The sequence below is a fragment of the Escherichia sp. MOD1-EC6021 genome, from assembly GCF_002965245.1.
Classification (GTDB): Bacteria; Pseudomonadota; Gammaproteobacteria; order Enterobacterales; family Enterobacteriaceae; genus Escherichia; species Escherichia coli_F.
On sequence record NZ_PTRU01000062.1, the window covers coordinates 1 to 6,651 of the forward strand.

General features: G+C 38.4%; 8 protein-coding genes and 2 pseudogenes. 6 read left to right on the top strand and 4 right to left on the bottom strand.

Translation table 11 applies throughout. The features are described 5' to 3' along the window. Positions 1–68, top strand: a 68-nt coding sequence (locus BEB54_RS29605; RefSeq protein WP_223232774.1) for a hypothetical protein, incomplete at its 5' end; no start/stop codon positions are given. 15 nt (positions 69–83) lie between these two features. Here BEB54_RS29605 and BEB54_RS27230 read toward each other — a convergent pair. Then, positions 84–203 (bottom strand): annotated as a pseudogene (locus BEB54_RS27230) (LysR family transcriptional regulator); the annotation flags it as partial. A gap of 230 nt (positions 204–433) precedes the next feature. Beyond that, positions 434–1,639, bottom strand: coding sequence for a sodium/glutamate symporter (gene gltS / locus BEB54_RS27235; protein ID WP_000599533.1), 1,206 nt, complete (start codon positions 1,637–1,639; stop codon positions 434–436). 443 nt (positions 1,640–2,082) lie between these two features. Between gltS and BEB54_RS27240 the strand changes: the two genes are divergently transcribed. From BEB54_RS27240 to BEB54_RS27250, 3 genes are read left to right on the top strand one after another with little or no spacing between them, the layout of a single operon-like run. After that, the gene (locus tag BEB54_RS27240) at positions 2,083–2,403 is read left to right on the top strand and encodes an antibiotic biosynthesis monooxygenase family protein (RefSeq protein ID WP_000562370.1); all 321 of its coding nucleotides are present in this window, start codon (positions 2,083–2,085) and stop codon (positions 2,401–2,403) included. Continuing rightward, positions 2,396–2,782: a hypothetical protein gene (locus BEB54_RS27245; RefSeq protein ID WP_000460651.1), complete on the top strand. Its 387-nt coding sequence runs from the start codon at positions 2,396–2,398 to the stop codon at positions 2,780–2,782. The genes BEB54_RS27240 and BEB54_RS27245 overlap by 8 nt, the downstream gene beginning before the upstream one ends. Before the next feature lie 7 nt (positions 2,783–2,789). Continuing rightward, the gene (locus BEB54_RS27250) at positions 2,790–3,476 is read left to right on the top strand and encodes an ArsR/SmtB family transcription factor (RefSeq protein WP_001284954.1); all 687 of its coding nucleotides are present in this window, start codon (positions 2,790–2,792) and stop codon (positions 3,474–3,476) included. Here BEB54_RS27250 and tetR(B) read toward each other — a convergent pair. After that, a complete protein-coding gene (tetR(B), locus tag BEB54_RS27255) occupies positions 3,454–4,077 on the bottom strand; it encodes a tetracycline resistance transcriptional repressor TetR(B) (RefSeq protein WP_000088607.1) in 624 nt (207 codons plus the stop codon). The genes BEB54_RS27250 and tetR(B) overlap by 23 nt on opposite strands. A gap of 81 nt (positions 4,078–4,158) precedes the next feature. Here tetR(B) and tet(B) point away from each other — a divergent pair, with 81 nt between their 5' ends. After that, on the top strand, positions 4,159–5,364 hold the full coding sequence (gene tet(B), locus BEB54_RS27260) for a tetracycline efflux MFS transporter Tet(B) (protein WP_001089068.1): 1,206 nt from the start codon (positions 4,159–4,161) through the stop codon (positions 5,362–5,364). A gap of 112 nt (positions 5,365–5,476) precedes the next feature. Here the strand turns inward: tet(B) and tetC are convergent, their stop codons facing one another. After that, on the bottom strand, positions 5,477–6,070 hold the full coding sequence (gene tetC / locus BEB54_RS27265; protein WP_000428546.1) for a tetracyline resistance-associated transcriptional repressor TetC: 594 nt from the start codon (positions 6,068–6,070) through the stop codon (positions 5,477–5,479). An 87-nt stretch (positions 6,071–6,157) separates the two neighbouring features. Here tetC and BEB54_RS27270 point away from each other — a divergent pair. Next, positions 6,158–6,553: pseudogene (locus BEB54_RS27270) on the top strand (helix-turn-helix domain-containing protein); the annotation flags it as partial. Positions 6,554–6,651: the final 98 nt, after the last annotated feature.

The following is a 6,651-nucleotide window of genomic DNA, read 5'->3' on the forward strand; positions in this document are numbered from 1 at the left end:
CACTCGTGGCTGCAACCCTGCTTACTCAAAATCTATTCACACATGGTTACGTTTTGGGGAAATTATGAGGGGATCTCTCAGTGCTCAGCATGTTTGAGTGCTTTACTCGCCGCGGGTTGAGAAATATGTAAAACTTCAGCCGCACGCGTTAAGGAACCACAAGTCATTACAGCATAAAAGATATCGAGATGTCTTAATTTCATTCCATGTAGCCTACTGATTATTTATTTCTACGGACTATTCTAACGAATAAAGTATAAATAATCAGATATACTCGTCATAATTCAAATTTTGGTTTAGTTGTCACGAGAATTAATTCGTAAACGTGCAAGCTAAATAGATTGACTAGGGGAATATACGGGGTAAGAAAGCGGCTCGGCATACTGCCCTATAATAAATTGTTAGGAGAAGTACGCCGAGTAGTGTGTAGCTATTAGGTAAAGTATGTACCAATTTCAATAAATATTTTAATTAAGATACTGTTTGAAATATCAACAATAAAGGCACCGACCATAGGAACGACAAGGAAAGCTTTATGTGATGGTCCAAATGCTTTTGTGACTGTTTGCATATTCGCAATTGCTGTTGGTGTTGCTCCCATACCAAAGCCACAGTGACCCGCGCTGATCACGACAGCATCATAATCTTTGCCCATCATTTTGAAGGTGACAAAGCAGGCAAATAGCACCATGACAACAGTTTGTACAGCAATGATAATTAATACTGGCCCTGCCATGCTTGCCAATTGACCAAATTTTAATGACATTAACGCCATTGCCAAGAAAAGCGATAAAGCAACGCTACCTAATACATCGACGGTCGGCTCAAACACTTCGTGTTTAAATACATGAGTCAGTGTATTACGGATAATAATACCGACAAATAAACACCAGACAAAAGTAGGCAGTTGCAGAAAAGTATCTTTAAACAATGCACTGATATAGCCACCAACAACAATACAGATAATCAGCATTGAAATGGTTTCAATAACGTTATTTGCATTGATTTTTCTTTTGACGCTTGGTTGCTCAAAAGCTTCAACGATAGTGTCGCGCTCTTGCTCGGTTGTTTTAGGAATAGAGACCTTTTTCAAAAGATGACGGGCAACAGGGCCGCCAACTAAACCACCCAACACTAATCCAAGTGTTGCACAAGCCATCGCTAATTCAACGGCGCCTGTTACACCATATTTATCAGCGAGAATAGGGCCCCATGCTCCGGCATTACCATGACCACCTGTTAGAGTAATTGAACCTGCAATTAAGCCAATAAATGGACTTTCATTCATCATGACAGCCATACTCATGCCGACAGTATTTTGAATGGCGATTAGGATCGTTACTGCAATAGTTAATAGAACTAACGGCTTTCCTCCTTTAATCAGTCGAGAAAAGTCAGAACTTAGCCCGATAGAGGAAAAGAATGTGAGCATTAATAAACTTTGCAATGAAGCATCAAAAGTAAACGAATAACCTGATGTTTTATCAATAATTAACAGAACAATTGCAACAATAAAGCCACCAACGACGGCTTCTGGTATGTGGTTTTTTTGTAGGAACGGGGTAAATTTTACGACAAACATTCCTATGAGTAGCGCGATACATGCGACTAATAATGTATAACTGGCATCTAGGATCATTTTTTTACCTCTATTAGTTTACCAGAATTTTCACTATAACAATTTAACAATAGTGAAAAATGAAGTTACTTTGGTTAACTAATCTTTAACAATGAGTTTTATTAGGGTATCCATAACTTTTAGTTAATAGGGTCATAATTTTAGTGTGATCTTAATCATGAAATATTAAAAAGATTAAAATAACAACAATGGTATTTAATGATGGGTAAACCTAAATACCATGCGGGATCCGCACTATTTTCGGTGATAGCAAAAAATAAAAAAGTATAAATAATAAACAAAATTATAAGAGAAGGAGAACATGATAAGCGCAGGCCGAGCAATTTAAAGAAGTGTGATATACAACATAAAACAGCAGCATGACCTTTCTATATTTCGTTGCTTATCGAAGTGTTAATTTTCGGGTGGATTACTCTGTTTGTTGATTAATAACGGAGAAAAATATGATTGCTGTAATATTTGAGGTGCAAATACAACCCGACCAACAAACTCGCTATTTGACTTTAGCTGAGGAGTTAAGACCACTATTAAGTCATGTAGCTGGTTTTATTTCAATTGAACGTTTTCAAAGTCTAGCTACAGAAGGAAAAATGTTATCGCTATCTTGGTGGGAAAACGAATACGCAGTTCTGCAATGGAAAAATCATGTTTTACATGCGAAAGCTCAACAAGAAGGGCGAGAGTCAATATTTGATTTTTACAAAATTAGTATTGCTCATATTACTCGCGAATATTCATTTAAAAAGGACAAGGATAATGTTTGATGTTCACGTTGTTTTAGATAATCAAATAGGACAATTAGCATTACTAGGAAAAACATTAGGTAATAAAGGTATTGGATTGGAAGGGGGAGGGATATTTACGGTTGGTGATGAATGCCATGCTCATTTTCTTGTTGAACAAGGAAAGGAAGCTAAAATAGCGCTAGAGCAAGCTGGACTGTTAGTACTTGCGATCCGGACACCATTAATTCGTAAGTTAAAACAGGAAAAACCGGGGGAACTTGGCGAAATAGCACGAGTATTGGCGGAGAATAACATTAATATTTTAGTGCAATACAGTGACCATGCTAACCAACTGATATTAATAACGGACAATGATAGTATGGCTGCATCTGTTACGCTCCCTTGGGCAATAAAGTGAACTTGCGATGGCTAATTTAATACGAAAAGAGGTTACCTTTGAGTCCTCAATAGCCGCGATAGGGGCGGCTATGTCTGACATTTCACGAGTTAAAATACTCAGTGCTTTGATGGATGGGCGAGCTTGGACGGCCACTGAGCTAAGTTCTGTGGCGAATATATCAGCTTCAACGGCGAGCAGTCATTTATCTAAATTATTAGATTGCCAGCTAATCACAGTAGTAGCTCAAGGCAAGCATCGTTATTTTCGGCTAGCAGGAAAAGATATTGCTGAATTGATGGAAAGTATGATGGGGATCTCCTTAAACCATGGCGTACATGCCAAAGTTTCCACGCCAGTGCATTTACGAAAAGCACGTACTTGCTATGATCATTTAGCTGGCGAAGTTGCCGTTAAGATCTATGATTCCCTTTGTCAACAGCAATGGATCACTGAAAATGGTTCAATGATCACATTAAGTGGTATTCAATATTTTCATGAAATGGGAATTGACGTTCCTTCCAAACATTCACGTAAAATCTGTTGTGCGTGTTTAGATTGGAGTGAACGCCGTTTCCATTTAGGTGGGTACGTTGGAGCCGCATTATTTTCGCTTTATGAATCTAAAGGGTGGTTAACTCGACATCTTGGTTACCGTGAAGTTACCATCACGGAAAAAGGTTATGCTGCTTTTAAGACCCACTTTCACATTTAAGTTGTTTTTCTAATCCGCATATGATCAATTCAAGGCCGAATAAGAAGGCTGGCTCTGCACCTTGGTGATCAAATAATTCGATAGTTTGTCGTAATAATGGCGGCATACTATCAGTAGTAGGTGTTTCCCTTTCTTCTTTAGCGACTTGATGCTCTTGATCTTCCAATACGCAACCTAAAGTAAAATGCCCCACAGCGCTGAGTGCATATAATGCATTCTCTAGTGAAAAACCTTGTTGGCATAAAAAGGCTAATTGATTTTCGAGAGTTTCATACTGTTTTTCTGTAGGCCGTGTACCTAAATGTACTTTTGCTCCATCGCGATGACTTAGTAAAGCACATCTAAAACTTTTAGCGTTATTACGTAAAAAATCTTGCCAGCTTTCCCCTTCTAAAGGGCAAAAGTGAGTATGGTGCCTATCTAACATCTCAATGGCTAAGGCGTCGAGCAAAGCCCGCTTATTTTTTACATGCCAATACAATGTAGGCTGCTCTACACCTAGCTTCTGGGCGAGTTTACGGGTTGTTAAACCTTCGATTCCGACCTCATTAAGCAGCTCTAATGCGCTGTTAATCACTTTACTTTTATCTAATCTAGACATCATTAATTCCTAATTTTTGTTGACACTCTATCATTGATAGAGTTATTTTACCACTCCCTATCAGTGATAGAGAAAAGTGAAATGAATAGTTCGACAAAGATCGCATTGGTAATTACGTTACTCGATGCCATGGGGATTGGCCTTATCATGCCAGTCTTGCCAACGTTATTACGTGAATTTATTGCTTCGGAAGATATCGCTAACCACTTTGGCGTATTGCTTGCACTTTATGCGTTAATGCAGGTTATCTTTGCTCCTTGGCTTGGAAAAATGTCTGACCGATTTGGTCGGCGCCCAGTGCTGTTGTTGTCATTAATAGGCGCATCGCTGGATTACTTATTGCTGGCTTTTTCAAGTGCGCTTTGGATGCTGTATTTAGGCCGTTTGCTTTCAGGGATCACAGGAGCTACTGGGGCTGTCGCGGCATCGGTCATTGCCGATACCACCTCAGCTTCTCAACGCGTGAAGTGGTTCGGTTGGTTAGGGGCAAGTTTTGGGCTTGGTTTAATAGCGGGGCCTATTATTGGTGGTTTTGCAGGAGAGATTTCACCGCATAGTCCCTTTTTTATCGCTGCGTTGCTAAATATTGTCGCTTTCCTTGTGGTTATGTTTTGGTTCCGTGAAACCAAAAATACACGTGATAATACAGATACCGAAGTAGGGGTTGAGACGCAATCGAATTCGGTATACATCACTTTATTTAAAACGATGCCCATTTTGTTGATTATTTATTTTTCAGCGCAATTGATAGGCCAAATTCCCGCAACGGTGTGGGTGCTATTTACCGAAAATCGTTTTGGATGGAATAGCATGATGGTTGGCTTTTCATTAGCGGGTCTTGGTCTTTTACACTCAGTATTCCAAGCCTTTGTGGCAGGAAGAATAGCCACTAAATGGGGCGAAAAAACGGCAGTACTGCTCGGATTTATTGCAGATAGTAGTGCATTTGCCTTTTTAGCGTTTATATCTGAAGGTTGGTTAGTTTTCCCTGTTTTAATTTTATTGGCTGGTGGTGGGATCGCTTTACCTGCATTACAGGGAGTGATGTCTATCCAAACAAAGAGTCATCAGCAAGGTGCTTTACAGGGATTATTGGTGAGCCTTACCAATGCAACCGGTGTTATTGGCCCATTACTGTTTGCTGTTATTTATAATCATTCACTACCAATTTGGGATGGCTGGATTTGGATTATTGGTTTAGCGTTTTACTGTATTATTATCCTGCTATCGATGACCTTCATGTTAACCCCTCAAGCTCAGGGGAGTAAACAGGAGACAAGTGCTTAGTTATTTCGTCACCAAATGATGTTATTCCGCGAAATATAATGACCCTCTTGATAACCCAAGAGGGCATTTTTTACGATAAAGAAGATTTAGCTTCAAATAAAACCTATCTATTTTATTTATCTTTCAAGCTCAATAAAAAGCCGCGGTAAATAGCAATAAATTGGCCTTTTTTATCGGCAAGCTCTTTTAGGTTTTTCGCATGTATTGCGATATGCATAAACCAGCCATTGAGTAAGTTTTTAAGCACATCATCATCATAAGCTTTAAGTTGGTTCTCTTGGATCAATTTGCTGACAATGGCGTTTACCTTACCAGTAATGTATTCAAGGCTAATTTTTTCAAGTTCATTCCAACCAATGATAGGCATCACTTCTTGGATAGGGATAAGGTTTTTATTATTATCAATAATATAATCAAGATAATGTTCAAATATACTTTCTAAGGCAGACCAACCATTTGTTAAATCAGTTTTTGTTGTGATGTAGGCATCAATCATAATTAATTGCTGCTTATAACAGGCACTGAGTAATTGTTTTTTATTTTTAAAGTGATGATAAAAGGCACCTTTGGTCACCAACGCTTTTCCCGAGATCTCATCTATTGAAACAGCTTGATAGCCTTTTTCAACAAACAATATTCGTGCTGAGTTAACCAGTGATTGATAGGTACTCTTAAAATTTTCTTGTTGATGATTTTTATTTTCCATGATAGATTTAAAATAACATACCGTCAGTATGTTTATGGTATCATGATGATGTGGTCGTGACAATCTTAAGAACATTTAGGTTATTTTATGTATATTGAACAGCATTCTCGCTATCAAAATAAAGCTAATAACATCCAATTAAGATATGATGATAAGCAGTTTCATACAACGGTTATCAAAGATGTTCTATTATGGATTGAACATAATTTAGATCAGTCTTTACTGCTTGATGATGTGGCGAATAAAGCGGGTTATACCAAGTGGTATTTTCAGCGGCTGTTCAAAAAAGTAACAGGGGTCACACTGGCTAGCTATATTCGTGCTCGTCGTTTGACGAAAGCGGCTGTTGAGTTGAGGTTGACGAAAAAAACTATCCTTGAGATCGCATTAAAATATCAATTTGATTCCCAACAATCTTTTACACGTCGATTTAAGTACATTTTTAAGGTTACACCAAGTTATTATCGGCGTAATAAATTATGGGAATTGGAGGCAATGCACTGAGAGATCCCCTCATAATTTCCCCAAAGCGTAACCATGTGTGAATAAATTTTGAGCTAGTAGGGTTGCAGCCACGAGTA

Excerpts from the sequence above, each read along its gene's own strand:
- gltS (WP_000599533.1), bottom strand. The coding sequence starts at position 1,639 with ATGATCCTAGATGCCAGTTATACATTATTAGTCGCATGTATCGCGCTA.
- BEB54_RS27245 (WP_000460651.1), top strand. The coding sequence starts at position 2,396 with ATGTTTGATGTTCACGTTGTTTTAGATAATCAAATAGGACAATTAGCA.
- BEB54_RS27240 (WP_000562370.1), top strand. The coding sequence starts at position 2,083 with ATGATTGCTGTAATATTTGAGGTGCAAATACAACCCGACCAACAAACT.
- tetC (WP_000428546.1), bottom strand. The coding sequence starts at position 6,070 with ATGGAAAATAAAAATCATCAACAAGAAAATTTTAAGAGTACCTATCAA.
- BEB54_RS27250 (WP_001284954.1), top strand. The coding sequence starts at position 2,790 with ATGGCTAATTTAATACGAAAAGAGGTTACCTTTGAGTCCTCAATAGCC.